Origin of the sequence: Pseudofrankia asymbiotica, from assembly GCF_001983105.1 — a bacterium.
In the GTDB taxonomy this organism is placed as follows: domain Bacteria; phylum Actinomycetota; class Actinomycetes; order Frankiales; family Frankiaceae; genus Pseudofrankia; species Pseudofrankia asymbiotica.
In genome coordinates this window covers 17,818-43,099 of record NZ_MOMC01000047.1, presented here as the reverse complement: position 1 = coordinate 43,099, position 25,282 = coordinate 17,818, and the positions used below count along the sequence as shown (strand labels likewise).

The window sequence follows — 25,282 nt, the reverse complement described above, 5'->3', positions numbered from 1 at the left end:
GCGCCGAACGCGCCGAACGCGCCGGGAGCAGAGCCGGTCACGCGGCGAGCGCGGAGGCCCGCGTGACCGTGCCGCCCGCCACGCCCGTCCTGGTCGGCGCCGCGGCCGCGGCCCGGCTGCCGGACGCCGTCGAGCTGATGGCCGCCGCCACGGAGGCGGCGGCCGCGGACGCCGGGGCGCCGGGCCTGCTCGCCGCCGTCGACCGGGTGTACGTCGCCCGCGGCACCTGGGACTGCGCCGATCCGGGCCGTCAGGTCGCCGGCCGGTTCGGCGCCCGGGACGCCCGCACGGTCGTCGCCGAGCTGGGCGTCCTGCAGCAGAGCCTCATCACCCGCGCCTGTCTCGACGTCGCCGCCGGCCGGGCGGGCGTCGTGCTCGTCCTCGGCGCCGAGGCGGCGTACCGGGGGCGGGCCCGGCTGACCCCCGGCCGTCCCGCCGCACGCCGCCACGCCGGTCTGGGCGGCGCGGGCGATGCGGGCGGGGTGGGCAGCGAGACCGGACCTCCAGGACGGGACACGGCTACGCGCGGACCGGACCCGATGAGCGGTCCAGACGGGGCCGACGGCGACGCGGGGGCGGGCGGCGACGCGGGGGCGGGCGGCGACGCGGGGGCGGGCGGCGACGCGGGGGCGGGCGGCTGGCCCGGGAGCGGTCCCGACGAGATCCTCGCCCCGGACGCGGACATTCTGGCGCCGCTGGAGATCAGCCGCCGGCTGTACCTGCCGGTGCGGCAGTACGCGGTCCTCGAGTCGGCGCTGCGGGCGGCGAGCGGGCTCGGCGTCGCCGCGCATGCCGCCGAGGTCGCGGCGCTGTGGGCCGGGTTCTCCCAGGTGGCGGCCGGCAACGAGGACGCATGGGCACGGGAACCGGTCACCCCGGCCGGCCTGGCGCCGTCGGAGCGCAACCCGATGATGTCCTGGCCGTACACACGGTCGCACTGTTCCCGGGCCGGCGTGGACCAGGGGGCGGCGCTGCTGATCTGCTCCGCGGCCGCCGCGCGGCGCTTCGGCGTGCCGCCGGACCGGTGGGTCTTCCCGGTGGCCGCCGCCGAGTCCAACGTCATGACGCCGCTCGCCGCCCGCCCCGACCTCGCGCGCTCGCCCGGTTTCCGCGCCGTGGGAGAACGCCTGGCCGCCGTCTCCGGCGTCGCCCCGGYCGACGCCGACCACCTGGACCTGTACAGCTGTTTCCCGGCGGCGGTCCGCGTCCAGGTCCGGGAGCTGGGCCTGGCCGGGCGCGCCGACCTGACCGTGACCGGTGGCATGACGTTCGCGGGCGGCCCGCTGAACAACTACGTTCTCCAGTCGACGACGGCCATGGCCCGGGTGCTGCGCGCCGCCGAGCCGGGTGCGCACGGGCTTGTCACCTGCGTCTCCGGGATGGTCACGAAGCAGGCCGGCCTGCTGTGGAGCGCGAGCCCGCCGCCTTCGGGCTGGCGCGCCGAGGACGTCTCGGCCGACGTCCGCGCGGCCGAGATCCCGCTCCCCCTCGTCGACGAGCCGCCACACGGCGTTGGCGCCGGTGTGGTCGCCGGGTTCACCGTCGCCTGCGAGCGGGGCACCCCGGTCCAGTCCCTCGCCGTCATCACCTTCGACGGCGCTACCTCAGCCCGGGCCGAAGGGGGCGAAGGAGGAGGCGACGGTGGCACCGGTGGTGGCGGCGGAGGTGACGGGGCCGGCCACGGTCGCGTCACCCGCACGGTCGCGACCAGTGCCGATCCCGACGTCATCGCCGCGATGACACACGAGGAATGGGTCGGGCGTCCCGTCACCGTCCGCGCCGGCGCCCTGCTGCTCTGACGCGCCCCGTCGCCCGTCGCCCGCAGGCCCGCGGACCCGTCGCTCCGGTGGCCGCTTCCCCGCCGGCCAGGCAGCTGGTGCGGTCCGTCGTGGGGCCCCGCCGGGCCGCCCGGTCGGTGGACCGATGACACTGGCCACCGTGATGTCAGGCGAAAGTCCCATGATCGGTGCCGACACGGTGGCGGCGGTGGAGGCCGAGGTGCTGCGGGCGCACCGCAGGCACGGGGAGCGGTCGATCCTGAATCCGGCGATGCCGGACGTGGTGCGGCTGCCCGTGCTGGTCGAGGAGGTCGGCGAGGTCGCCAGGGCCATGCTGGAGGGCGCCGGCACCCGCCACCTGCGCGAGGAGCTGATCCAGGTCGCGACCGTCGCCCTCACCTGGGTGGAGGCGCTGCGCGACCGCACCGATCAGGAGCCCCTGTTCGACCCAGGTCGGCTGGCCGCCAGGTCTGACCCGGCCGAGTGACTCGCGTCCGGTCCCACTCCGAGGTCCAGGGGACAGGCCGTAGCGTCGGACAGGTGGATGCGACGGCTCATCGCCCCAGTACCGATCCAATCTCGACGACGGCCAACGCCGCCGTCGGCGGCGCCGCCGGCACGGTCGTCGTGCCGGCCCGGTTCAATGGTCCGCCCGGGAGCGCGAACGGCGGGTGGATCTCCGGAACGCTCGCCGGATACCTCGACGGCACGGGCACGGGCGGCGGCCCCGGCTGGGCGGCGGAGGCGGTGCTGCGCGCGCCGACACCGCTGGAGGTGCCGCTGGCGGTGGAACCCGCGGACGAGGGCGGAGTGCGCCTTGTCCACGGCGGGACGCTGCTCGTCGAGGCACACGCCGCGAAGTCCGCCGATCTCGGCGATCCACCGCCGTTCGTCGAGCTTGACGAGGCCAGGCACGCGGCGGCTGCCCTCGCCGCGACGTCGACGCATCCGTTCCCCGAGTGCTTCGGCTGCGGGACGGGACGAAGCGACGGCCTGCGGATCCTCCCCGGTCCCGTCGCCGGCGGCCCGTCCGGTCTCGTCGCCACGACCTGGACCGTCGACCACTCCCTCGCCGGGGCCGACGGCACGGTCGGCCGACACCTGCTCTGGTCGGCGCTGGACTGCCCGTCGTTCTGGGCGCATCAGGCGACGATGCCCACCGAGGACCTGGCCGCCCTGTTGGCCCGGCAGACCGTCGCCGCGGCGGGCACCGTCACGCCCGGCGAGACCTACGTCGTCGTCGCCCGCGCCGACGCCGCCGAGGGCCGCAAACTGCGCGCCTCCTCCGCGCTCTACACCGTCGACGGCCAGCTGCTCGCCGCCTCGACCTCCCTGTGGATCCGCATCCAGTCCGTTCCTCGCCCCTGAAAGGGCGCTAGGTCGCTCCTGGTGGCGCGGGTGGCGCGGGTGGCGCGGGCTGCGGCTGCGGTGAAGGAGTCGGCGGACTCGCGGCCAGGGTGGCCTCGACGTCGGGCAGCCAGAACGCCACCTCGAAGGTCTTGAGGGCCGACCACCTGGACAGCTCGTGCCCGCCGCGCGTCGCACCGACGAAACTCGCGAGGAAGGCGCCCACGCAGAACGCCGCGAAACCCCGTTCGTGACCCACGACCAGCTCGACGGCGGCGACGACGGCCGCCAGAAGAAAGGCAATCCCGGCGTTGCGCACCGCTATTCCGCTGGCCCGCAGCCGGCTTATCTCCACCGCCGAGTCGGGTGCCTTGACCTCGATCGCCGCGAAGACGACCGCCTGGTCGACCTGGACGAACGTCATCGACTGGGCGGCGGGGAAGCGGTCGAGGAACTCCCGCCTGGCGCTGCGTCCTGGACGCAGCCACCGCGGCATCCGCCGTCCCAGGAACCGGCGCGGGGCGTAGGTCAGCTGACCGAGGAGGTAGCTGGAGACGATGCTGCCCGCGATCAGCAGCGTGGAGTTGAGGTCCTCGACCTGCGCGAGGTCGATCCACGACGCGCGGTCCAGTACATACAGCAGCAGCGCGAGATACAGCGAGCCTGGAAGGGAGTAGGCGAAGATGTCGAAGACACCGAGGCTGAGACTCACGTTTTCCTCTGTCCGGTCGGTCAGGTCCCATCCGACCCGGACAGGGCCTGTGCGGTCATGCCCGGTCGTCTCCGCGATCATCCCAAAGACCGCCGTAACTACGGAACGAGTGCCCTTGGGCGTTGAATTCGCATCCCGCGCCGCCCGGCGTGGCGATAGTGCTCCGGAACGGTCCGACGGCCCGGGAACCACCGCCTATGATTTCGGCCATGAACCCCGTGGGTCGAATGCTGTTCGGCGCGGGTGAGCTACCCGCCGATCTGCGCGCGGCGCTCGAAGCGGAAGGCCTGGCCCTGCTTGAGGAAGGTCTCACCGGCTCGATCACCTACCGCAACTACCGGGCGCCCGGGCAGCGTTCCAGCTGGCGCAAGGAGGCGGTCTCCGGCGCGATCGCGGTGAGCGGCAGACGTCTCGTCGTCTGGGCCGGGCGCGGCAAGCACATCGACATCCCGCGCGCCGGCGCGTACCTGACCGCGATCGACATCGGCGTCGAACCCCCGGACCGGGTGCGCTTCGCCTATGACGCCGGGAAGTTCAATCCGGCCAGGTCCGGCACAGTGGAGGTCCGCCTTCGGACCCCGCGGGCGGCCGACGTGGCCGGGCTGCTCACGCCCCCGAGTTGATCGGACCGAGCCCACCGAACGGCGGCGGGGCCGTCCCTCTCCGGTAACCAGGCTCCCCGTCACGGCGGGCGCCGCCGGGCAGCCGTCCGGGTGGACGCGTCGGTGGACGCGCTCACCCGGCGGCAGCGGCGGCAGCGGCGGCGCTGGGCTCGGCTCGGCTGAGGTCGACCCGGCGCTGGCTGGTCGCCCGTTCTCAGTCGAGAACGGCGACGACCGTGCCGGCGCCGACCGTTCGGCCGCCCTCGCGGATGGCGAAGCCGAGCCCGTTCTCCAGCGGTACCGGCTTGCCGAGCCGCACCGTCATCTCGGCGGTGTCTCCCGGCAGCGCGATGCCGACGTCACCCAGGTCGACCTCACCGACGACGTCCGTCGTCCGCAGGTAGAACTGCGGGCGGTAGCCGGACGCGATACCGGTGCGCCGACCACCGGCGTCCGGCGCGAGCAGGTGGACCCGGGCCGTGAACCGCTCGTGCACCGTCACGCTCCCCGGCGCCGCGAGGATGTTGCCGCGCCGAATCTGCGTGCGGTGCACGCCGCGCAGCAGCAGCGCGACGTTGTCACCGGCGAGCGCGGAATCCATCGGCTTGCCGAAGGTCTCCAGCCCCGTGACCACCGTCGTCAGTCGCGTACCGAGGCCACACACCTCGGCCCGGTCGCCCACGCGGACGGCGCCCCGCTCGATCGCCCCGGTCACCACCGTCCCGCGGCCGGTGATGGTCAGGACGTTCTCCACCGGCAACAGGAACGGCGCCGTGGTGTAGCGGTCGGGAACAGGCACGTATCTGTCGACGACATCCAGCAGCGCCCGGATCGAGGCCGTCCACGCCGGGTCGCCCGCCAGGGCGCGCAGCCCGGAGACGCGGACCACCGGTATCTCGTCGCCCGGGTAGCCGTTCGCCGCCAGCAGTTCGCGGATCTCCAGCTCCACCAGGTCCGTGATCTCCGGGTCGGCGGCGTCCGCCTTGTTCAGCGCGACCACGACATGCCGGACCCCGACGTGCCGGGCCAGCAGCACATGCTCGGCCGTCTGCGGCATCACGCCGTCCTGGGCCGACACCACCAGGATCGCCCCGTCGAGCTGAGCCGCACCCGTGATCATGTTCTTCACGTAGTCGGCGTGGCCCGGCATGTCGACGTGGGCGTAGTGCCGGCTGGCGGTCTCGTACTCGACGTGCGCGATGTTGATGGTGATACCGCGGGCGATCTCCTCCGGGGCACGGTCGATCCGGTCGAACGGGACGAACGAGCCGGAGCCGGTGTCGGCGAGAACCTTGGTGATCGCGGCGGTCAGCGTCGTCTTCCCGTGGTCGACGTGACCCATCGTGCCGATGTTGAGATGCGGTTTGGTGCGGACGTAGGCCTGCTTGGCCATTGCTCTTCCTCGGTACTCGACGCCTCTGAGCCCCTGGGCCTGCCGACCCTCCCCCTGCGGGGCTCCGGACGATCCGGGAAGGGTCAGCGTCGGGCGCCGCCGGGCAACACGTCGGCGACCAGCGCCGAGAAGGGCAGCACGACAGCACCCGCGACCAGGGCGGGCGAGAAGGCGTCGTGCCGGAACATGGTCCTCATGGTGGCCGCCCAGGGCAGGCCTGGCGAATGCATTTCCGCCGCGCCGCGCCGCGCCGGTCGCGCGGAGGCTGAAAGTCGCCGGGGCCCGGCCGGGCCGACCCGAACCCGCGGGTGATCCGGCGGGATCGTCGGCACCAGAGCGAGGCAACCTAACTACTCAGGTCTTTCGTCGGATCCGGTCATGGCTTGTGGGGCGGATCCCGGCTTCCCGCCCGCCACAACCCATGAATGCACGGACGGTCAGAGCAAGGCGGCGGCCCGGTGCCTCTCTCCCGCGCCGTGCCAGCCCCCCCGGGATCTCGGGCGTTGTGTCAGACGTCTGGGGCGTGAAACGGCGCTGGTGGTGACTCTGACGTCGGACAGGATGAGCACACGGCCGCTCGGCCGCCCGGGCGGCGCGCCGTCTGAGCCCGGACGGGCTGCGAGACGCTTTCCGTCGATGGGCCAGGGTCGAGGCCCTGTCTCCGCCCGAAAGGTAATGGCCAACGTATTTCTGGGGTACGGACGCGCCGGTGGCCGCCACGGCCTTGGCGGTGGCGAGGCCGATACCGCTGGTGCCTCCCACCAGGACGACGCGGGTAGCTGCGGTGCTGCTCATCGGACTCCCCTGGTTCGGACGTCGGCGCGATGACGCCGGGTCAACGTCGAGCGCTTCTCATGCCGAAACGACGCGACACGCGCGACGCGACACGACACGACACGCGCGGCGCGCCCGACACGACGCGACGCGCGGCAGCTGCGTCCCGGCGGGACTCGACGGCCCGTCGGCGTCAGGCAGGCTGGCCGTCGGGTTCGAGGCTGCTGTGACTGGCAAGGGGATGCAACAGTCGGAGGATCATCTCGACGGTGCGCTCGATGGGGCGGCGCCGGGCGGTGGCGGTGGCCAGCAGGGTGCGCGTGAGGATGGCGCCGAGAAGCATGTCGAAGACGTCGTCCGGGTTCACCGCGGGGTCGACGCTCCCGGGCGGCGCGGCGCGCAGGATGTCCTGGAACTGCGGCCGTGCCGAGACCCGCAGGTAGAACTCCGGTGGGCGCTGCCGGCTGGCGGTCTGGTGGTGGGCGAGCAGGCCGGCCGCGGCGGCGCGGGACGCGGGCGCGTCGAAGGCGGCCACATAGGCGCGCACGAAGCGGCGCAGGTCGCGGCGCAGGTCCCCCGTGGGCTGGACGCTGAGCGGGTTGAGGCCGGGGAAGGTGGCCTCCTCGATGAGCTCGATCCGCGACCCCCAGCGGCGGTAGAGGGCGGAGGCGTGGACACCGGAATGGGCGGCGACCGCATGGATCGTCGTCGCGTCGAAGCCGCGCCGCACGAGCAGTTCGCGCGTCGCCTCGAGAGCCCGCTCGTCGATGCTCGTGTCGCGCGGGCGCCCTGGGCGGCGGCGAGGAGGCTCTGCCGGATCAGCGTCAGCCATGCCCGCGATCGTAAGGGGTGCAGGCGAAACCCGGCACCAGCGCCGCCGGTTTCAGGACAAGATCTTCTATAAGGTTTTAGGACAGCGGCTTCTGTAACTCGCGGGTCGCCGCTACAGTCCCGTGACGGGGATGTGTCCCGGTCGCGAGCGCGAGGGGAAGGCCGATGCGGGCTGCGGTGCTGCGGGGTGGGACGGTCGAGGCGCGCGTCATCGAGGACCCGGTGCCGGTGCCAGGGCAGCTGTTGGTCCGGTCGCTGGCGTGCGGCGTCTGCGCGTCGGACATCCACTACATGGATCACCTGGAGGCGGGGGCCGACGACGACAGCGGGATGTCGACCTACGACCCGGACGCCGACATCGTCATGGGCCACGAGTACTGCGCCGAGGTCGTCGACTACGGCCCCGGCACCGAGCGGCGGATCCCCGTCGGGGCGCGGGTGAGCTCGCTGCCCGTGCTCTCCACCGCGACCGGCCGGAAGATCATCGGGCAGAATCCCGAGACGCCCGGCGGGTTCGGGGAGTACCTCCTGCTGGACGAGGCGATCACCCGGGTCGCGGTGTCGGACCTCCCGAGCGAGATCGTGTGCGTCGCCGACGCGATCTCGGTCGGCTGGTCGGCCGCGTCCCGCGCCGCGGTGACGACGAAGGAAGTCCCGCTGGTCATCGGCTGCGGCGCGGTCGCCCTGTCGGCGATCGCGCGGCTGAAGCGGCTGGGTGTCGGCCCGATCGTCGCGGTCGACTTCGTGGCGTCGCGGCGCGAGACCGCGCTGGCGATGGGGGCCGACGTGGTCGTCGACCCCGCCGAGATCTCGCCGTTCCAGGCGTGGCGGGACGTCGCCTACGGCTCGCCCGAGTCGACGCGGGAGATGCTCGCGCTGGCCAGCCTGCCGGGCTGCGTCGTGTTCGAGTGCGTCGGCGTTCCCGGCGTCCTCGACTCGATCATCAAGGGCTGCGAGCGCGGCACCCGGATCTTCTCCGTCGGCGGGCCGCCGGAGGGCGATCACCTGCACACCCTGACCGCCAAGCGGAAGGGCCTGAACATCCAGTTCGGCGGCGGCCCGTTGACGCACCACTGGGACGAGGCCTTCGAGGCGGTGTGCTCGGGCAGCCTCGACGTCACGCCGATGCTCGGCCGGACCGTCGGGCTCGACGGGGTCGCCGAGGCGCTCACCGCGTCGCGCGACGCCAACGGCCCGGTCCRCATCATCGTCGTCCCCTGACCCGGTGGTCGTCCCGCGTCCAACACCCCGTTCAGAGAGGGCTACCGCGGATGAGTGAGATCGACGAGCTTCGTGCCGTGGTCGAGAAGCTGGCGGCCAGGGTCCACGCCCTCGAGGACCAGGTCGAGATCATGCAGCTCGTCGCCCAGTACGGGCCCGCTGTCGACAGCGGCTCGGCACAGGCCACGGCGGCGCTCTGGACCGAGGACGGCACGTTCGACGCCGTACCGCAGCTGCGGATGCGGGGCCGGGGCGACATCGTCGACATGGTCAACGGCGGCCACCAGAGCCTGATCCGCAATGGCTGCGGCCATGTCCTGACGGTGCCGCACATCGCGGTCGACGGCGACGAGGCGACCGGCCGCAGCTACGCGCTCAACATCCGCTGGGACGCCGACGCCGACCGGTTCTGGGTCGCCCGGGTCTCCGCGAACACCTGGCGCTGGGTACGCACCGCCGAGGGCTGGCGTATCAGCGAACGGGTCAACGCCAACCTCGACGGCACCCCCGAACACCGCGAGATGCTGGCCCCACCGCCACCGCCACCACAACCGGCAGCGGCAGCGGCAGCGGCGGCCTCGCCCGCCGCCGCCGCTGGCCGCGCGTCGGCGTGAGCCGCGGCCACCCCGGTGCGGACAGCACGACGCCTGGAGGATCAATGAAGATCGGTTTCATCGGGCCGGGCCGCATGGGCCGGCCGATACTCGACCGGCTGAGGGCCGCCGGCCACGACGTCACCGTCCTGGTGCGCCGCCCCGAGGCCAGGGCGGCGGCCGACACGGACGGGCTGACCTGGGCCGCGACGGTGCCGGCGACGGTCCGCGGCGCCGACGCGGTGTTCGTCGTCGTGCTGAAGGACGACCAGGTCCGTTCGGTGTGCCTCGGCCCCGAAGGTGCAGTCGCGGCCATGAAGCCGGGTACGACGCTCGTCCAGCACACGACGTCCGACCCCGCGACCGCCCGGCTGCTCGGCGAGGCCGGGGCCGGAAACGGCGTCGGGGTGCTCGACGCCGCGCTCTCGGGCGGGCCGCACGACATCGCCGCCGGCAGGCTGACCCTGTGGGTCGGCGGGGACGAGGCCCTGCTGGACCGGATGCGCCCGGTGTTCGCGACGTACGCGTCGCCCGTCCTGTTCGTCGGGCAGCTCGGCGACGGTCAGCGGGTCAAGCTCGTGAACAACGCGCTGTTCGTGGCACAGGTCGGGCTCGCGATCGACGCGGTACGCCTGGCGGGCTCACTCGGCATCGAGGAGAGGGCGATCCTCGCGGCCCTGCAGCACGGCAGCGGTGCCAGCCGCGGCCTCGGCGTCGTCGCCAGCGGCGGCTCCGTCGACGCCGTTCCCGGCCGGATCGGCGACCTGATGCTCAAGGACATCACCGTGGTCCGCGAGGTCGCCCGCAATGCCGGCGCGGACCTCGGGATCATCGGAACGGTCCTGTCCTCGGACGCCGTCGAGAAGAAGGTGCTGCGCCCACCGACCTGACGGTTGGCAAGGACATCACGCCGAGGCCCCAGAAGCGAGGAGACCAGCATGACGGAAGCCGCGACGAACAACAGGTACGGGCCGTGGGGCATCGTGGCCGGCGGGTCCGACGGAATCGGGRCCGCGTTCGCTCACGAGATGGCCGGCAGGGGACTGAACGTCGTCCTGGTGGCGCGGCGGATTCCGGTCCTGGAGGCGTTCGCCGACGAGATCCGGGCCAAGCACGGCGTCGAGGTCCGCACCATCGCGCTCGATCTCAGCGCCCCGGGCGCGCTGGCACAGCTCGCGAACGCGACCTCCGACGTCGAGGTAGGCCTGTTCGTCTACAACGCCGGCGGCGACGACTTCAGCCTCCCCTTCCTCGACAAGGACCTCGACACCCATCTGAAACTGATCCACCGCAACTGCGACAGCGTCCTCGAAGCCGCCTACCGCTTCGGCGGACCCATGGTCACCCGCGGCCGCGGCGGCGTCATCCTCGTGACCTCGGGCGCGGCCTGGGCCGGCGGCGCCACCCTCGCCACCTACGGAGCCACCAAGGCCTTCGACCTCATCCTCGCCGAAGCTCTGTGGGCCGAATGGCGTCCCAAGGGGGTCGACGTCCTGAGCCTCGTACTCGGCAAGACCGACACCCCCTCCATGCGCCGCGTGTTCGACGCCAAGGGCGAGCCATACGGCGACCTCGCCGACCCCGCCGACGTCGCCCGCCAGGCGCTCGACCACCTCACCGACGGGCCCACCTGGATCTTCGGTGCCCCGGAACCGACCGGCGGTTCGCCCTTCGGCGCGCTGCCCCGCCGCGACGCCGTCCTCGCGATGAGCCGCGGTGCCGCCGCCAGCCACGCGGACGAGACGAATGCTTCGCCTGCGGCCGACGAAGAGATTCACCCCACGTAAAGCCAAATGCACCGACTACTGCGTTGGCCTACGTGGATCCATGGCAAACGGAGACACAACGAGATCAACGTCGCAGGCCGCGTTGCCTTCACTGGTCGGCGCGACCAGACACTTACGTCAGCCTTAACTGGCGATACGCCCACCTGGGCACTCAAGCGTCCGTACACGGTCCAATGACCCGACATTGACAAAGGTGTGGCAGGTGATAAAGCCTTTCGTGTTAAATTCCGGACAGACCTGAGCAGGTGGTGACGGGTCTCATACCGAAGCCGGCCCAGGAGGCGTCATGGCAACCCCGACCGTTCCTGGGTTCACAGACCGGACTGAGGTGGGGGAAGGCCAGGCCGCCCGGGCCACGCCGGTGCCGCCGCTGCRCCCCGACGACCGGTTCGGCAACGTCGTGGACCGGATCCGCGCCGTCGCCGCGGTCTGCCCCGACCTCGTCGCCGTTCGCGATGAACACCGCGCCGTCACCTACGCCCAGCTCGTCGCCTGGGCGGACGCCGTCGCCGACCGCGTCCTACGCGAACCCGCCGCGGCCGCCCCGGACGCCCCCGTCGCGGTGCTGCTGCCCCACGACGCGAGCGGGATCGCCGCCGTCCTTGGCGTCATCGCGAGCGGCCGGCCCTGCGTGCCCCTCGACCGGATGTATCCGCCCGACCGCCTCGCCCAGATCGTGGGGCTGGCGGGGGCCTCGGTGTGCGTCACCGGGCCGGCTGGCTCCGCCGAGGCGGACACCGCCGCCGCGCTGACGGGCATCGTGGCCACGGTCGACGTCGGTGACAGGCCCGCCGCCAGCTGGTCCGCGGTGCTTGCCGGCCGGGTGGCGTCGAGTGCGCCGCGCCGGGCCGACACCGATCCGGCGGTGCTCATCTTCACCTCCGGGTCGACCGGAGTGCCGAAGGGCGTCGTGTGGCACCACCGCGCCCTGCTGGGTCAGCACTACGCCATCCAGGCGAAGGGCGTGATGCAGCCGGTTCCGGGCGACCGCCTGCCGCTCTTCCTGCCCTACTCCTTCATCTCGGGCCTGAACCGGACGGTCGGCCCCCTCGTCTTCGGCGCCACCATCGAGATGTACGACCCCCGGGTCCGCGGTGTCCGCGACCTGGCCGACTGGCTGCGCGCGATCCGGCCCGACGGCCTCGTCGCCACGCCGGTGCTGATCCGGGCCGTGTTCGGCTGCCTCGACCCGGACGAGGTGCTCGACAGCCTCCGGTTCGTCATGTCGGTCGGCGAGCCGATCTACGCCCGCGACATCGAGCTGGCCCACCGCCACCTGCCGACGACCGCGCCGTTCCTGGTCTCCTACGGCGCCTCGGAGCTCGGCACGACGACCTGCGACCCGATCTGGCCGGGCGAGGCCCTCCCCGACGGCGTGATGCCGGCCGGGCGGCCGGTGGTCGACCTCCAGGTCCGCGTGGTCTCGCCGGACGGGGTCGAGATGCCCCCGGGCCAGACGGGCGAGATCGTCGTGACCGGCCACTTCATCACCGGCCGCTATTGGCGCGCGCCAGAAGCGATCGCGTCGCGCTTCAGTACCGAGCCGGACGGCACGCCGACCTACCGCACCGGAGACCTGGGGCGCGTCGACGCCGACGGCCAGCTGACCGTCGTCGGCCGCAACGACGCGGCCGTGAAGATCCGCGGCTACCTCGTCGAACCGATCGAGATCGAGTCCGCCCTGCTGGCGAGCCCGGACGTGCTCGAGGCCGTCGTCGTGGCCGACGCCACCCCGGAGCGGACGCGCCTGGTCGCCTACGTCGTCCCCGCGGTCGGTGCCCGGGTCTCGCCGGCGTCGATCAGGCGCCTGTTGCGGGCCAAGCTGCCCTCCTACATGGTGCCGGCCACCGTCATGCTGGTCGCGACGCTGCCGAGGACCAGCCGCGGCAAGGTCGACCGGCTGAACCTGCCCCCCGCGCCCGACGGACCGAGACCCGGCCAGGACCCGCCCCGCGACCAGTGGGAGGAGGCCGTCACCACCGTGTGGGCCGTCGCCCTGCACCTCGACGACGTCGGCATCCACGACGACTTCGTCGAGCTCGGCGGCGACTCGCTCATCGCCGAGGCGCTCCTCGCCAGGGTGGCCGACGAACTGGGCGTCCGGCTCCCCACCTCGACCATCGCCGACGCCCCGACCGTCGCCGAGTTCACCGCCCGGCTCCGAAACGCCAGCACCGACGTCCTGCGCCACCCCACCGTCGTCCCGCTGCGCACCACCGGCGGCGGCCGGCCGCTGTTCTTCTTCTGCGGCGCCGGCGGCCTCGCCGTCGGCGTGCTCGGGTTCGCCCGCCACTTCGACGGCGACCGCCCCGTCTACGGCGTCCAGGCCCACGGGCTCGAGCACCGCGGCGTGCCCGACTGGTCGATCCACGCCGCGGCCCTCCGCCACGCCCGCACCGTGCGCCTGGTCCAGCCCACCGGCCCGTACATCCTCTCGGGCCACTCGTTCGGCGGCCTCGTCGCGTTCGAGACCGCGAGGCTGCTCACCGAGGCCGGCCAGCAGGTCGCCCTGCTCGTCCTCATCGACAGCTTCCTGCCCGACACGTCCGCGGGCGTCTTCGCCGGCGCGGTGCTGCCCTCCCAGCTTCCGGGCGGCCCGACCTCTGGCCAGTATCCGATCGCCGCTCCGGACCAGGCGGACGGTCTGGCGACGGGCGGCCCGTCGCAGGCCGCGGCCATGGCCCGGTTCCTGTTCGGCCAGGCCAAGCGGGCCGCCCAGCTCCCCCTGGCCGGCGTCGTCCAGTTCAAGGGCATGAAGCAGTACGACGTCTTCTACAACCAGTCGCGGGTGCTGACGAGGTTGTACCGGCCCAAGCCCTGGAACGGACGGACGCTCGTCTACACGGCGGCCGCCTCGCCGCCGCGCCGCGCCGAGGCCTGGCGGCCGATGCTGACCGGCGAGGCGACGTTCCGCACCGTCGGCGGCGACCACGACACCGTGCTGCGCGAGCCCGTCGTGAGCGAGGTCGCGGCCGACATCCGGGCCGTCCTCGCGGGCCTCGCCACCTCCGGCGAGGCGTGACCGGCCATGGAGCCTGAAACGCAAGCCACAGCGCGGCGCCAGGGAAGGGATCAGGGCCCGGGCCGACGCCGGCAGGCCAACCCCCGAACCACGCCAACATCACGGACCTGGCTCACCACCGAGCCTGAAACGCAAGCTACAGCGCGGCGCCAGGGAAGGGATCAGGGCGAGTGAGGATGCAGGACGCCGTCAACGTCGAGGACTTCCGGCGGCTGGCGCGCCGCAGGCTTCCCCGGGCGGTGTTCGACGCCCTGGAGGGCGGGGCCGGCGACGAGGTCTCCCTGCGGCGCAACCGAGCCGCGTTCGACCGCATCGAGTTTCGCCCCCGGCCGCTCGCCGACGTCGCCAAGCGGGACCTGTCCACGACCGTGTTCGGTGAGCGGCTGTCGATGCCGATCATGCTGGCGCCGACGGGCGCGAGCCGCCTCGCCCGGTCGGCCGCGGAGATCGCCGTCGCCCGGGCCGCGGCGCGCGCCGACGTCGTGTACATGCAGAGCACCGTCGCGGCCTTCCCGCTCGAGGACGTCGCCGCGAGCTCGACCGGTTCCCTCTGGTACCAGCTCTACCTGCCCCCGGACCGCGCCGGGCTCGGGGACCTCCTGCGGCGGATCGCGGCGGCGGGATACCGGGCCCTGGCCATCACCATCGACACGTCGATCCTCGGCAACCGCGAGCGGGACACCCGCAACCGGCTCATGAGCCGGCCGCCACGCCCCAGGATCGTGCTGCAGGGGGCCGGCAAGCCCGCCTGGGCGACCGACTTCCTGCGCGGCAAGGCCGACTACCTGCGCGGCCGGCTCGGTACCGCCCCTCCCGACGCCCCGTCCCAGCTGAGCCTCGACCAGACCCGTGACACGATCATGGCGGCGTCGGACTGCGTCACCTGGGAGGACGTCGAGCGGGTCCGGGCGCTGTGGACGGGCCCGCTCATCATCAAGGGCCTGATGCGCGGCGACGAGTGCGACCGGCTCGTCGAGATGGGCGTCGACGGCGTCGTCGTCTCGAACCACGGCGGCCGGCAGCTGGACGGCGTCCCCGCGACGATCGACGTCCTGCCGGAGGTGGTCGACGCGGCGGCCGGCCGGCTCACGGTGTTCCTCGACGGGGGTGTCCGGCGCGGCAACGACGCGGCGAAGGCGCTCGCGCTCGGCGCCGCCGGCGTGTTCGTGGGCCGGCCGTACCTGTACGGCCTCGCCGCGGGTGGCGAGGCCGGAGTCGTACGGATGATCGAGCTGCTGCGCGAGGAGCTCGACCGGGCGATGGCGCTGCTCGGCGCCGCGACCGTGGCGGACCTCGACCGCACCCTCGTCTCGGGCGCCCGCGTCCCCGGCGCCCCGGGGCCGGCGGGGCGTTAGGCAGGCGGGGCGTTAGGCAGGCGGGGCGTTAGGCCATCAGGCCGGCGGGCTGGTCGCGGTGGCCTTGAAGAAGGTGTAGCTGAAGGTGCCGTCGGGCTCGGTGGTGCGGTGCAGGGCGCGGACGCCGGCGGCCCAGGTAGGCGCGTCGAGCAGCGCCTCGCCGACGGCCTGCTCGCCGACGCCCTCGACCATGGCGGTGAACGTGCGCCGGGTGAAGCCGTCGACCAGGTGCGGGCGGCTGGCGTCGGCGTAGACGACCCGGGGTGAGACGGCGACGTCGCGGTAGCCGGCCTGGACCAGTAGCGGGTAGAGGCGCCGCCCGATCAGCGCGTCACCGCCGGCGCGTGCCTGCAGGTCGACCAGGCAGCCGATCGCCCGGCGTGCCGCCTCGCTGTCGGGGTGGAAGTAGGCCGAGCCGTGGTCGCCCTCGATCACCGTGATCGAGCCGCCCGGGCGCAGCAGCCCGCGCAGCGCCGCGAGCGCCGCGACCGGGTCCGCCAGGTGCTCCAGCACGAAGCAGACGAAGACGTGGTCGAACGACGCTCGCGGGAACGGGGCGTCGAACAGGTCGGCGCGCAGGAAGCGCACGTTGGCCAGCCCGGCCCGCGTGGCCCGCTCGCGGGCGGCGGTGACCGACGCCGCCGAGATGTCGACGCAGGTGACGTCGGCGTCCGGGCTGTTCGCCGCGAGGATGACCGTCTGGGCCCCCACCCCGCACCCGGCCTCCAGCACCCGGCTTCCCGCCGGGTAGCGCGTGTCCGCGTGCAGCAGGTCGGTCAACGTCGCGGCCTGGTCGGCCAGCCGCGCGCGCTCCTGGTCCGAATAGCCGTGGACGTACTCCATGACCGGCACGATACGGCCCGCGGGCAGGCCATCCGCCCCGGCCCGGCGACGGGCCGCTCCCCCGGCCACGGCGCGGACCCGGCGCCATGCTCCGCCGGGCGCCGAGGCCGCGCCACCGCCGGTCAGACCGGTAGCGGATGTGGATTCATCTAGATATCTTTGCTCCGACGACGACCGTCACGGGGTCAGGCCGGCGGTCGGTGGCGGCGGAGGTGCGGCGGGGCATGACCGACAGCGAGTGGTCCATACCGGCGGTGCTCGACGTGGTCACCGGCGCGGCGCCCGACCGGGAGATGCTGGTCTGGAACGACGTCAGGCGCACCTACGCCGAGGCGCGCGACCGCACCCGGGGGCTGGCCGCCTTCTTCCAGCGGCGCGGCCTCGGCGCGGCGCGCGAGCGGTCCGAGCTGCGACGGTGGGAGCGAGGTCAGAGCCCGGTCGGGGTCCTGCTGTCCAACTGCCCCGAGTATCTCGAGGCGATGATCGGGGCGTACCGGGCGCGGGCCGTGCCGTTCAACGTCAACCATCACTACAACGCCCGCGAGGTCGCCGCGCTGCTGGACCAGGTCGGCGCCGAGGCGGTCGTCTACCACCGCCGGCTCGCCCCGCTGCTCGCCGCCGCCGGTCTCGCCGGTGGCCTTGGTGGCCCCGGTGGCACGGACGTCCAGGACGGCACCGGCCAGAGCCCGGACGGCGACCGTCGCGGCAAGGGCGGCGGCGGGGCTCCGGGGGGCCGGCTGCTCGTCGACGTGGACGACGGCTCGGGGGTCGCGCCGCTGCCCGGGTCCATCCCGTTCGAGGCGGCCGTCATGGAGGCGGCCGACGCCGACCTCGACCGGTTGCCCGTCCCGTCGCCCGACGACCTCTACCTCGTCTGCACCGGCGGCACCACCGGGCGGCCCAAGGGCGTCCTCTGGCGGCAGGCCGACGTCTACGTCGCCGCGATGGGCGGTCTCGAGGGGGCCACCGCCGGACGGATCTCGGCCATCGCCGCGTCCGGCCGGGGCGGCGTCTGGTTCGCGGCGCCGCCGCTGATGCACGGCGCCGCGCAGTGGACCGCGTTCGCCGCGCTCGCCCTCGGCGCGACGCTGGTCCTGCACGACGACAGCGTCCCGTTCGACGCCCGGGCGATCCTCACCGTCGCCGAGCGCGAACAGGTGAACCTGATGTCGATCGTCGGCGACGCCTACGCCCGGCCGCTCGTCGACGAGCTGCGCGCCCGGCCGTACGACCTGTCGGCGTTCGTGCGCCTGGCCACCGGCGGCGCGACGACCAGCGCCGCGCTCAAGCAGACGTTGCTCGACCTGGTCCCGCATCTCACCATCGTCGACGGCTACGGCGCGTCCGAGACCGGCGGGATGGCCTTCGGCAGCTCGGCGAAGGACACCGGGACCCGCCAGTTCACCCTGTCCGCCGGCGGCGCGGTCCTGTCGGCGGACAGGACGCGGTTCCTCAGGCCCGACGATCCGGAGGTCGGGTGGACGGCCCGGATCGGCCGGGTCCCGCTCGGCTACCTGGGCGACCCGGCCAGGACCGAGGAGACGTTCCCCGTCATCGACGGCGTCCGCGTCACCGTCCCCGGCGACCGGGCGCACTACGAACCGGACGGATCCGGCCGGATCGTCATGCTCGGCCGCGACGCGATGGTCGTCAACACCGGCGGCGAGAAGGTGTTCGTCGAGGAGGTGGAGGAGGCGCTGCGCCTCCATCCCGGCATCCTCGACGCCCTGGTCGTCGGCCGGCCGAGCGAGCGGTTCGGCGAGGAGGTGGTCGCGCTCGTCCAGCTCCGCCCCGGCGTCGTCCTCTCCCCCGGCGAGGTCCGCGAGCACACCGCCCGCTCCGTCGCCCGTTTCAAGGCCCCGCGCGCCGTCCTGCTCTGCGACCGCATCGGCCGCCACCCCACCGGCAAGGCCGACTACACCTGGGCCCGCCAGGCCGCRCTCGCCGCCGAACCGGCGACCTGACCTCCCGCGTCGTGCCGCGTCGTGCCGTGCTGCGTCGCGTCGTGCCATGTCGTGCCACGTCGTCACGGCGCTCGTGGGTGACGACGCAACAACCCAGGGCTGGCGTCGGCGGGGTCTCAGGACGGCGGACCGGGCGAGAGGTGCGGACCCCTGGTGGTAGATCCTCAGGGAGAGGCTCCTGACAGTGTCGGGTTGGCCGGGCGGGACGGCACGGGATGCTGGTGACATGGCCGAGCAGGCACCACTGACAACGTTGCTGTCGTGGGCGTGGATCGCGTTCGCGATGGAGGTCGACAACACCGTCGAGGCGGCCGGTGCCGAGCGGGTCGGCCGCCTGTTCCGGATCTCCCTCGCGATGTGGGCGAACGGGCTGAGGTGCGTCGACGACGAGGCGTCGCCGTGGGCGTCCTCCGGTCCAGGGCGCACGCCGCGTGCAACATCGGCGGCCGCACGCTCGAGCACGAACGCGGCTCCGCTGCGTCCCTGCCGATCGCGGCCAACGTGCTCCGCGTCGTCGGCGACGGCACCGCGCGCGTCCGCGACCTGCCAGCGGCATCCGGCGTGTCGAAAGAAGCGATCGCGATGGCCACTCGCTACCTGACCCGGGCGGGGCTGACGGAGCAGCGCCCCGAAGGCTCGATCGCGCTGACGCCCGACGGTCGTGGCGCGCTCGACGACTACCACGCGCGCACCGCCCAAAGCCTGGATCAGCCACTGCGCGCGGCCCTGGACGCGGTCGTGTCGCGACGCGACGCGCTGGCCGAAGGACTCGTCCCGCCCGAAGGCTGTTGGCGCGGCGAGAGGCCCTACCTCGCGCGGACCCGACGCCTGCTCGTGGACCCGGCCTCGGAGCTGCCCTGGCATCCCATGGTCCTGCACCGCGGCGGATGGCCCGACGGCTTCTAGGACCCGCCCCGCGGAACGCCGAGATCACCCGCCCCGCGGAACGCCGAGATCACCCGCCCCGCGGAACGCCGAGATCACCCGCCCCGCGGAACGCCGAGATCACCCGCCCCGCGGAACGCCGAGATCACCCGCCCCGCGGAACGCCGAGATCACCCGCCCCGCGGAACGCCGAGATCACCCGCCCCGCGGAACGCCGAGATCACCCGCCCCGCGGAACGCCGAGATCACCCGCCCCGCGGAACGCCGTCGGGCGCTGGAGCGCCCTCGGCTGGTGGTGTGCTGGACCGCTTCCGGTGGATCTTCGTTGGCTGGGTGTCGACGTTCGATCGGCGCACCCCACTGGTGGTCTCCGACCGGTCCGGGAGGCGGACCGCATCTTGTTCTCGAGCCGGGTGCGCGTAATCGGACAAAGGGGATCTGGTGCGCCGCCTCCGGTACCCACCTTGCGACCATGTGTCGAGCCTCGCCCGTCGAGGACGGGTGATCGCGCGCTGGGTATCGCGTCTGGTGGATCAGTGGGAGCCGCTCCCTCGACAAGATCCACGGAGAGGTGTTAGGCGAGGAGGGCGGTGAGCGCCCAGAACACGGGCATGCCGGCGAGAATCGCGGTGTAGGGGCGGCCGGTGCGGTGGGCGGCCAGGGCCGCGGCGGCGATGGCGGCGAGCGGCGGGAGCAGGCCCGCGAGGTTCGCCTCGGCCTGACCGGCGAGGCTCGTCGCGGCGAGCGCCGCGAACGCGGCGGGTACGACGAATGTTTTGGAGCGCTCCAGCACCGCCGGGGTCCCGACCCGGCCGAGGAGGACGACCATGCTGATCCGCAGCAGGTAGCTGCCGAGACCGGCKGCCACGATGACAAGCCAGACGGTCATCGTGCATCCCGTGACCGGGCGCCTGCCGGCGCGGGAACCGGGTCGGAAACGAGGTCAGGAAGCGACTCGGGAACGGACTCGGGAACGGACTCGGAAACCGGCGTGGGAACGGTGTCAGAAACGGGAACCAGGTCGGCGTCGCCGGAGGCACGCAGGCCGACCGTGACGCCGACGAGGATCGCGAGCATGATGCCGGTCTGCGCCGGTGCCGGCCGGGCGGCGAGCGCGACGGCCGCCGCCGCGACCGCCGCCCAGCCCGCGGCTCGCGCCGACAGCCGCGGCACCAGGTCCCCGACGAGGAACAGCGGGACGACGAACTCCAGGTGCAGCCCGGCTGGTACCCGCGTGCCGACGACCTGCCCCAGGGCGATCGTCGCGAGCCAGCCGGCCCAGAGAACCAGCCCGCCGCCCAGGTAATAGAGGTGGGCGGGCTGTCGGTCGTCCTGCGACGAGCGGCGGTAGCGGTCGAGCCCGACCGCGAGCGACGGCTCGACGATGAGGTAGGCGGCCAACGCCCGCCACCACCGCGGCGAGCCGCGCCAGTACGGGGCCATCGCCGCCGAGTAGAGCACCAGCCGCGCGTTGATCGCGAGCACGGTCACGACGACGACCGCGCCGGCGGCCCCGGCGCCGAGCAGCGCCAGCGCGGCCACCTGGGCACTGCCGGCGAAGATGAGCGGCCCGGTGAGCCAGGCCGCGAGCGGCGGGATGCCGGCGCGGGCCGCACTCACGCCGATGACGAATCCGAACGGCCCGATGCCGGCCAGCCACGGCAGCATCGCGCGCGCGCCGGCTCCGGCCTCGGCGCGGGCCTCCCGGCCGCACCAGGCGCTGTCCACGTTCCCGTCCTTTCTGTCGAGCCTCGGTTCTGTCGAGCCTCGGTTCTGTCGAGCCTCGGTCTGGCCTTCTGCCGAGTCTGTCGAGCCTCGGTCTGGCCGCTCGGCCTTCTCGCCGGTCCGCTCAGGCGGACGCGCAGAGGACGGCGGCTCGTAGGATCAGCGCGTCCTCGCAGGGAGTGGCGCCGAACTCGCGGTGCAGCACCGCGGCCAGCCGGTCGAACTGGCGCAGCACCTCGACGCGCTCGCCGCGGGCCGCGTGCCGGCGCATGATCGCCAGGTGGGCACGTTCGTCGGCCGGGTCCTCGAGCAGCAGCCGCTCCCAGCGCCCGGCCGCCCGCAGCATGCGCAGGTAGAGCTGCCGCAGCTGGTCGCGGTCCGGTTCGGTCCACGGTTCGTGGGCGTCCTCGGGCAGCAGCGGCCCCCGGTAGGCGTCGGCCGCGCGCCCGGCGGACGCCTTGTCGACCCAGCGGTCGAGGCTGACGACGCGGCCGGACAGGCTGACCGCCCAGTCCGCGTCTCCGCCGCCGTTGGCGATCTCGCCGGTGCCGCCCACACCGGGACCGGTGCCGCCGACGCCGGGACCGGGGCGGGTGAGGCCGGCGAGCGCGCGCATGCCGGCCCGTCGGAACACCTCGGCATCCACGGTCACGTCCCAGCCGGGGCACAGGGCGACGACGTTGCCTCGCAGCACGACGGCGTCGGCGCCGCCGAGCGCCCGGCGGGCATAGTGGGCGCACTTGTGCAGCCGCGGCACCGCCTCGGCCAGTGACAGGTCGGGCCACAGGGCGTCGAGGACCACCTCCCGGTGCAGCCGCCGCGTCGGCGCGAGCGCCAGCAGCTTCACCAGCGACGTCGCGTGCCGCCGGCACCAGGCGGTCTCCGGCACGGGCACGAGGCGGTGCCGCCGGGCGGTCTCGTGGGCGGTGACGCCCGGCGCGGAGGCCCCCTTCGACCGCTCGGCGACGGGCGCCGCGGCCACCAGGACACCGAACTCCCCGAGCAGCTGGATCTCGACGGCCCGCCCGGGATGCGTCCCTTCCCCGGCCGCCAGGCCCGGGCCACGCGGGTTCGTGCCTGTCGTCGCCATCGCCCGTCCTCCGCCTCGACGCGGGTCGCCCGCCGGCTTTCGCGCCCGCCGCCCGCCCGCCGTCCGCCGCCCGCCGTCCGAGTTCAAGACTCCGGCCAGCCGACGGCCCGCGACCAGTACGGCCCCTGTACCCGCGGTGTCACATAGGCGTCAGCGCGCTGGCCGGCGCGTCCGGTCAGAACGCCGGCCAGGCGACTCCTGGCGGAATCCCGCGGAACGGTGCGCCCGGCCTGAGGTGCCGCGACCAGATTCGACACCTGGACGCGCCGTCCGCCAGATCGGGCGGGACCCGCCGGATCCCGTTGGTGACCACCGGCACCCCCGGACGGGGGCGACAGGCGGCTCAGGGGTCAGCGCAGCCGCCAGAGGCGGACGGACTGGTCGGTCCCGACCGTGGCGAGGAGGTTCCCGTCCGGCGAGAACCTCGCGCCCCACTGGTCCTTCAGGGGCTGGCCGAGCGCCGACGGGTGGGCTGGATCCGCGACGTTCCAGAGGTGGACGACGTTGTCCGACCCATGACTGGCGAGCACCGTGCCGTCGGGCGAGAAGCCGACGGCCAGCACGCCGTCGGCGTGGCCGGTGAGCGGCGGGCCGAGCGGCCGCGGGCTGGCGAGGTCGGTGACATCCCAGAGGCGGATGGTCCGGTCCCCGCCGGCGGTCGCGAGGGTCTTCCCGTCGGGAGCGAACGCGACGCCCCACACCCCGCTCACATGGCCGGTCAACGGCTGGCCGAGAGCCACCGGGTGGGCGCGGTCGGAGATGTCCCACAGGTGGACCAGGCTGTCCGAGTCGGACACCGCGAGGGTGCGCCCGTCGGGCGAGAAGTCGAGACCCAGCATCTCCGCGTCGCCGTCACCGCCGAACGGTCCCCCGATGGGCTTCGGGGCGGTGTCGTCGCTGACGTCCCACAGCCGCAGGGTGCCGTCCGGGTTCGCGATCGCGAGGGTGTCGCCGTCGGGCGAGAAGCCGGCGAGGTGGCCCAGGCCGGCATGCTGGCCGAACGGCTCGCTGAGGGCGGTCATCCGCGCGGGATCGCGGATGTCCAGCAGGACGGCGTCGGAGCCGCCCACCGTCGCCGTCTTCAGGTCGGGGGCGAAGGCGATGCCCCACCAGTCGGGGCGGGCGATCGTCGACCGGCCGATCTGGACCGGGGCGGCGCCGCCCTTCACCCGCCACTGGCGCAGGGCCGCCTGGCCGGCGTAGTCGATTCTCGTCCCGCCATCGGCGACGGCGAGGCGCCTGCCGTCGGAGGAGAACGCCAGCCCGTACACCGTCCTGGCCCTGTCCGGGTCGGCGGGAAGCTGCGCGACCAGGGCCGGCGGGGCGACGATGAGCGCCTGCGCGGTCGTCGGTCCCTTCTTGTCGCGGCTGGCGAGGATGGTGATGCCGGTCGCGGCGGCGCCGAGCAGGACGCACACGGCGAGGACGAGCAGGACGAACCCCCACCGGCCGAACCGTGCCCTAAACGGTCGCGCCGCGGGCTCCCCCGGCGCCAGGGGGTATCCGGGAGCCGTCGGATAGCCCGGCGCCGCGGGATAGCCCCGCGGCGGGTACCCGGCGGGCGCGGCTTGGTTCCGCCAGGGCTCGGGACCTCCGCCTGCCCAGCCGTAGGGCGGCGCCGGCCGCGCGGGCGGAGGGTTCGGAACCGGCGGTGGGGTGGGCGTCGGTGTCGGCGGTGACGCCGCCGGCGGCCAGCCGGCGGCGAGGTCATACGGCGTGGTCCACGAGCGGTCCGGCGCCAGGCCGGTCGCCGGCTCCTCATGTGCCGCGAACGCGCCCGTCACCCCAGGCCCAGGCCCAGGCTGGGGCTGGGGCTGGGCGATCGGCCCGTCCGGGCTGATGGTCGCTTCCTCGGACGACGCCGGGTGCGCCTCCGGCGCGCGCTGCACGATCGTCGCGTCCGGGTCGGCCGCCGGCTCCTCGTGCGCGCCGAACGGGGCCGCCGCCCCAGGCCCTGGCCCTGGCCCAGGCCCAGGCCCAGGCCGGACGATCGTCTCGTCCGGGTCGAAGGGCGTGTTCGCGGGCACGTCGGCCATCAGCTCGTCTCCCTGCTACTGGCCGGCGGGCCAGGCGTCCGTCGCGACGCATGGTCATTTCCGTGCGACGGTACCGCATCGCCCTGATGTGCACGACCCGGCCAAGGCCCGACATATCGGTCAGGCCCGCATCCTGGAAAGGCCCGAGCCGAGCCGCGGGCAGAGCCGTCGGCAGGTACTACCGACCCGCGCCGCGACCGGTCGCCCCGATCCACGACATCGCCGTGGCGACCATCTCGAGGCCGTGTCCCCAGGCGGTCGTCCGGCCGTCGACGAAGACCCCTCGCGGCAGCCGGTCGGCGATGAGCCGCGCGGCGGCGGCCGGGTGCAGCCGGTCGCGGGACGCCCCGATCACCAGGCAGGGACAGCGAACCGCCGCGAGCACGTCCAGGTCGAGCCCCGGGTAGGCCTGCCAGGTGAGCAGCGACTGCCGCAGTTTGCCCGGGTCGGCGGTCCGCAGGACCCGGTAGAACCCACCCAGCCCGTTCGCCCTGCGGCGGCGGTGCACATACCTCGCCCCCGGCAGCATCACCCAGCGCAGGATCTCCAGCACCGACGGCGGGCAGGGCCAGAGCACCCGCGCCGCGGACGGGACCGGCGCGGCGACGTGCGGCAGCAGCAGGATGATCCAGGCGGGCGGCGGATCGAGCAGCGGGTGCGCGTGCAACGCCAGGACCGCGCCGGTCGAGGCGGCGATGACGCCGTAACGACCGGTCGGGGCGACCGTCTGGCGGGCGAGCTCGGCGACGTCCGCCGCCATGTCGGCGACCGTCAGCTGGTCACCGGGGCGCAGCCGGGACGACGCCTTCTCCCGGGTCTCGACGTACCAGGTGCGGTGGCGCGCCGCGAGCGCCGGCAGGGTCTTGCGCCAGCTGTAGGGCGTCGACGACCAGCCGGGCACGAACAGGACCGGATCGGCGGCGGCGTTCGACGCCCCGCCGAACAGGAGTGCCCGCATGAGCGCGTCCGGCGCGCGCACGGCGCGGACCTCGTCACGCCACGGCAGCAGCGGGTCCGGGATGTCGCGCCGCCCCCACTCGGACTCCCGGACGCGCCAGCCCCAGGGCAGGTCCCGGCACTGCTGGGCCCACCACGCCGCGTCCACGCCCGAACCACGCACCAGCCGCTCTCCGGCCTCGTCCCCGCTCATGGCCGCATCTCCTCCCCGGCCGCGGTGTCGCCGCGCCGAGACCGCTTTCAGCGTCAAGGAGACCCAGTGTCAGCGGGAAAGAGAAAGAAGCAGGCACCCGCGGAGGTCACCGTCAGGAATACCCGGATGCCAGGAGAAGAAGTCGGGTGGAACGCGGTGGCGGACAGTAGTTGA

Annotated in this window: 21 protein-coding genes; 12 read left to right on the top strand and 9 right to left on the bottom strand. The window is 73.8% G+C overall.

The window, feature by feature from the left end:
- Positions 1-62: 62 nt before the first annotated feature.
- The 3 genes from BL253_RS23050 (at position 63) to BL253_RS23040 (ending at position 3,146) form a co-directional block, all read left to right on the top strand.
- Positions 63-1,799, top strand: coding sequence for an acetyl-CoA acetyltransferase (locus BL253_RS23050; RefSeq protein WP_076819216.1), 1,737 nt, complete (start codon positions 63-65; stop codon positions 1,797-1,799).
- 160 nt (positions 1,800-1,959) lie between these two features.
- Positions 1,960-2,265: a nucleoside triphosphate pyrophosphohydrolase family protein gene (locus BL253_RS23045; protein ID WP_076819215.1), complete on the top strand. Its 306-nt coding sequence runs from the start codon at positions 1,960-1,962 to the stop codon at positions 2,263-2,265.
- A gap of 53 nt (positions 2,266-2,318) precedes the next feature.
- Positions 2,319-3,146 (top strand): hypothetical protein, encoded by an 828-nt coding sequence (locus tag BL253_RS23040; protein ID WP_081438594.1) that lies wholly within the window; start codon positions 2,319-2,321, stop codon positions 3,144-3,146.
- 7 nt (positions 3,147-3,153) lie between these two features.
- Here BL253_RS23040 and BL253_RS23035 read toward each other — a convergent pair whose 3' ends face one another.
- A complete protein-coding gene (locus BL253_RS23035; RefSeq protein ID WP_076819268.1) occupies positions 3,154-3,837 on the bottom strand; it encodes a hypothetical protein in 684 nt (227 codons plus the stop codon).
- Between the two features lie 209 nt (positions 3,838-4,046).
- Between BL253_RS23035 and BL253_RS23030 the strand changes: the two genes are divergently transcribed.
- Positions 4,047-4,460 (top strand): hypothetical protein, encoded by a 414-nt coding sequence (locus tag BL253_RS23030; protein WP_241835034.1) that lies wholly within the window; start codon positions 4,047-4,049, stop codon positions 4,458-4,460.
- A 193-nt stretch (positions 4,461-4,653) separates the two neighbouring features.
- On the opposite strand, the gene tuf is transcribed toward BL253_RS23030, so the two are convergent.
- Entirely contained in the window at positions 4,654-5,832 is a 1,179-nt protein-coding gene (gene tuf / locus BL253_RS23025) for an elongation factor Tu (protein WP_076819213.1), read from the bottom strand.
- A gap of 967 nt (positions 5,833-6,799) precedes the next feature.
- On the bottom strand, positions 6,800-7,438 hold the full coding sequence (locus tag BL253_RS23020; RefSeq protein ID WP_076819212.1) for a TetR/AcrR family transcriptional regulator: 639 nt from the start codon (positions 7,436-7,438) through the stop codon (positions 6,800-6,802).
- 164 nt (positions 7,439-7,602) lie between these two features.
- On the opposite strand from BL253_RS23020, the gene BL253_RS23015 reads away from it, so the two are divergent.
- The 6 genes from BL253_RS23015 (at position 7,603) to BL253_RS22990 (ending at position 15,415) form a co-directional block, all read left to right on the top strand.
- Positions 7,603-8,658 carry a zinc-binding dehydrogenase gene (locus tag BL253_RS23015; RefSeq protein WP_076819211.1) on the top strand — a complete coding sequence of 352 codons (1,056 nt, stop codon included), beginning with the start codon at positions 7,603-7,605 and terminating at the stop codon, positions 8,656-8,658.
- 50 nt (positions 8,659-8,708) lie between these two features.
- Entirely contained in the window at positions 8,709-9,272 is a 564-nt protein-coding gene (locus BL253_RS23010; protein WP_076819210.1) for a nuclear transport factor 2 family protein, read from the top strand.
- Positions 9,273-9,316: 44 nt separating this feature from the next.
- Complete coding sequence (locus BL253_RS23005) at positions 9,317-10,141, top strand: NAD(P)-dependent oxidoreductase (RefSeq protein WP_076819209.1); 825 nt, start codon at positions 9,317-9,319, stop codon at positions 10,139-10,141.
- A gap of 48 nt (positions 10,142-10,189) precedes the next feature.
- A complete protein-coding gene (locus BL253_RS23000) occupies positions 10,190-11,038 on the top strand; it encodes an SDR family NAD(P)-dependent oxidoreductase (protein WP_076819208.1) in 849 nt (282 codons plus the stop codon).
- Positions 11,039-11,324: 286 nt separating this feature from the next.
- Positions 11,325-14,060, top strand: coding sequence for an AMP-binding protein (locus BL253_RS22995; protein ID WP_081438593.1), 2,736 nt, complete (start codon positions 11,325-11,327; stop codon positions 14,058-14,060).
- Positions 14,061-14,236: 176 nt separating this feature from the next.
- Positions 14,237-15,415: an alpha-hydroxy acid oxidase gene (locus tag BL253_RS22990; protein ID WP_241835040.1), complete on the top strand. Its 1,179-nt coding sequence runs from the start codon at positions 14,237-14,239 to the stop codon at positions 15,413-15,415.
- 36 nt (positions 15,416-15,451) lie between these two features.
- Here BL253_RS22990 and BL253_RS22985 read toward each other — a convergent pair whose 3' ends face one another.
- Positions 15,452-16,327, bottom strand: a complete 876-nt coding sequence (locus BL253_RS22985; RefSeq protein ID WP_241835033.1) for a methyltransferase domain-containing protein — start codon at positions 16,325-16,327, stop codon at positions 15,452-15,454.
- Between the two features lie 155 nt (positions 16,328-16,482).
- Between BL253_RS22985 and BL253_RS22980 the strand changes: the two genes are divergently transcribed.
- Together BL253_RS22980 and BL253_RS22975 are read left to right on the top strand one after the other, a co-directional pair.
- Entirely contained in the window at positions 16,483-18,222 is a 1,740-nt protein-coding gene (locus tag BL253_RS22980; protein WP_076819267.1) for an AMP-binding protein, read from the top strand.
- Positions 18,223-18,621: 399 nt separating this feature from the next.
- Positions 18,622-19,128: a hypothetical protein gene (locus BL253_RS22975; RefSeq protein ID WP_076819204.1), complete on the top strand. Its 507-nt coding sequence runs from the start codon at positions 18,622-18,624 to the stop codon at positions 19,126-19,128.
- Positions 19,129-19,681: 553 nt separating this feature from the next.
- Here BL253_RS22975 and BL253_RS22970 read toward each other — a convergent pair.
- The 5 genes from BL253_RS22970 to BL253_RS42395 form a co-directional block, all read right to left on the bottom strand.
- On the bottom strand, positions 19,682-19,996 hold the full coding sequence (locus tag BL253_RS22970; RefSeq protein ID WP_076819203.1) for an AzlD domain-containing protein: 315 nt from the start codon (positions 19,994-19,996) through the stop codon (positions 19,682-19,684).
- Positions 19,993-20,835, bottom strand: coding sequence for an AzlC family ABC transporter permease (locus BL253_RS22965; RefSeq protein WP_076819202.1), 843 nt, complete (start codon positions 20,833-20,835; stop codon positions 19,993-19,995). Before BL253_RS22965 ends, BL253_RS22970 begins: the two co-directional genes overlap by 4 nt.
- A gap of 121 nt (positions 20,836-20,956) precedes the next feature.
- Entirely contained in the window at positions 20,957-21,922 is a 966-nt protein-coding gene (locus BL253_RS43965; RefSeq protein ID WP_076819201.1) for an AfsR/SARP family transcriptional regulator, read from the bottom strand.
- 350 nt (positions 21,923-22,272) lie between these two features.
- Complete coding sequence (locus BL253_RS22955) at positions 22,273-23,958, bottom strand: WD40 repeat domain-containing protein (protein ID WP_076819200.1); 1,686 nt, start codon at positions 23,956-23,958, stop codon at positions 22,273-22,275.
- Between the two features lie 178 nt (positions 23,959-24,136).
- Positions 24,137-25,108 (bottom strand): alpha/beta fold hydrolase, encoded by a 972-nt coding sequence (locus BL253_RS42395; RefSeq protein WP_076819199.1) that lies wholly within the window; start codon positions 25,106-25,108, stop codon positions 24,137-24,139.
- Positions 25,109-25,282: the final 174 nt, after the last annotated feature.

Excerpts from the sequence above, each read along its gene's own strand:
- tuf (WP_076819213.1), bottom strand. The coding sequence starts at position 5,832 with ATGGCCAAGCAGGCCTACGTCCGCACCAAACCGCATCTCAACATCGGC.
- BL253_RS22955 (WP_076819200.1), bottom strand. The coding sequence starts at position 23,958 with ATGGCCGACGTGCCCGCGAACACGCCCTTCGACCCGGACGAGACGATC.
- BL253_RS43965 (WP_076819201.1), bottom strand. The coding sequence starts at position 21,922 with ATGGCGACGACAGGCACGAACCCGCGTGGCCCGGGCCTGGCGGCCGGG.
- BL253_RS23010 (WP_076819210.1), top strand. The coding sequence starts at position 8,709 with ATGAGTGAGATCGACGAGCTTCGTGCCGTGGTCGAGAAGCTGGCGGCC.
- BL253_RS23030 (WP_241835034.1), top strand. The coding sequence starts at position 4,047 with ATGAACCCCGTGGGTCGAATGCTGTTCGGCGCGGGTGAGCTACCCGCC.
- BL253_RS42395 (WP_076819199.1), bottom strand. The coding sequence starts at position 25,108 with ATGAGCGGGGACGAGGCCGGAGAGCGGCTGGTGCGTGGTTCGGGCGTG.
- BL253_RS23005 (WP_076819209.1), top strand. The coding sequence starts at position 9,317 with ATGAAGATCGGTTTCATCGGGCCGGGCCGCATGGGCCGGCCGATACTC.
- BL253_RS22990 (WP_241835040.1), top strand. The coding sequence starts at position 14,237 with ATGCAGGACGCCGTCAACGTCGAGGACTTCCGGCGGCTGGCGCGCCGC.
- BL253_RS23045 (WP_076819215.1), top strand. The coding sequence starts at position 1,960 with ATGATCGGTGCCGACACGGTGGCGGCGGTGGAGGCCGAGGTGCTGCGG.
- BL253_RS23020 (WP_076819212.1), bottom strand. The coding sequence starts at position 7,438 with ATGGCTGACGCTGATCCGGCAGAGCCTCCTCGCCGCCGCCCAGGGCGC.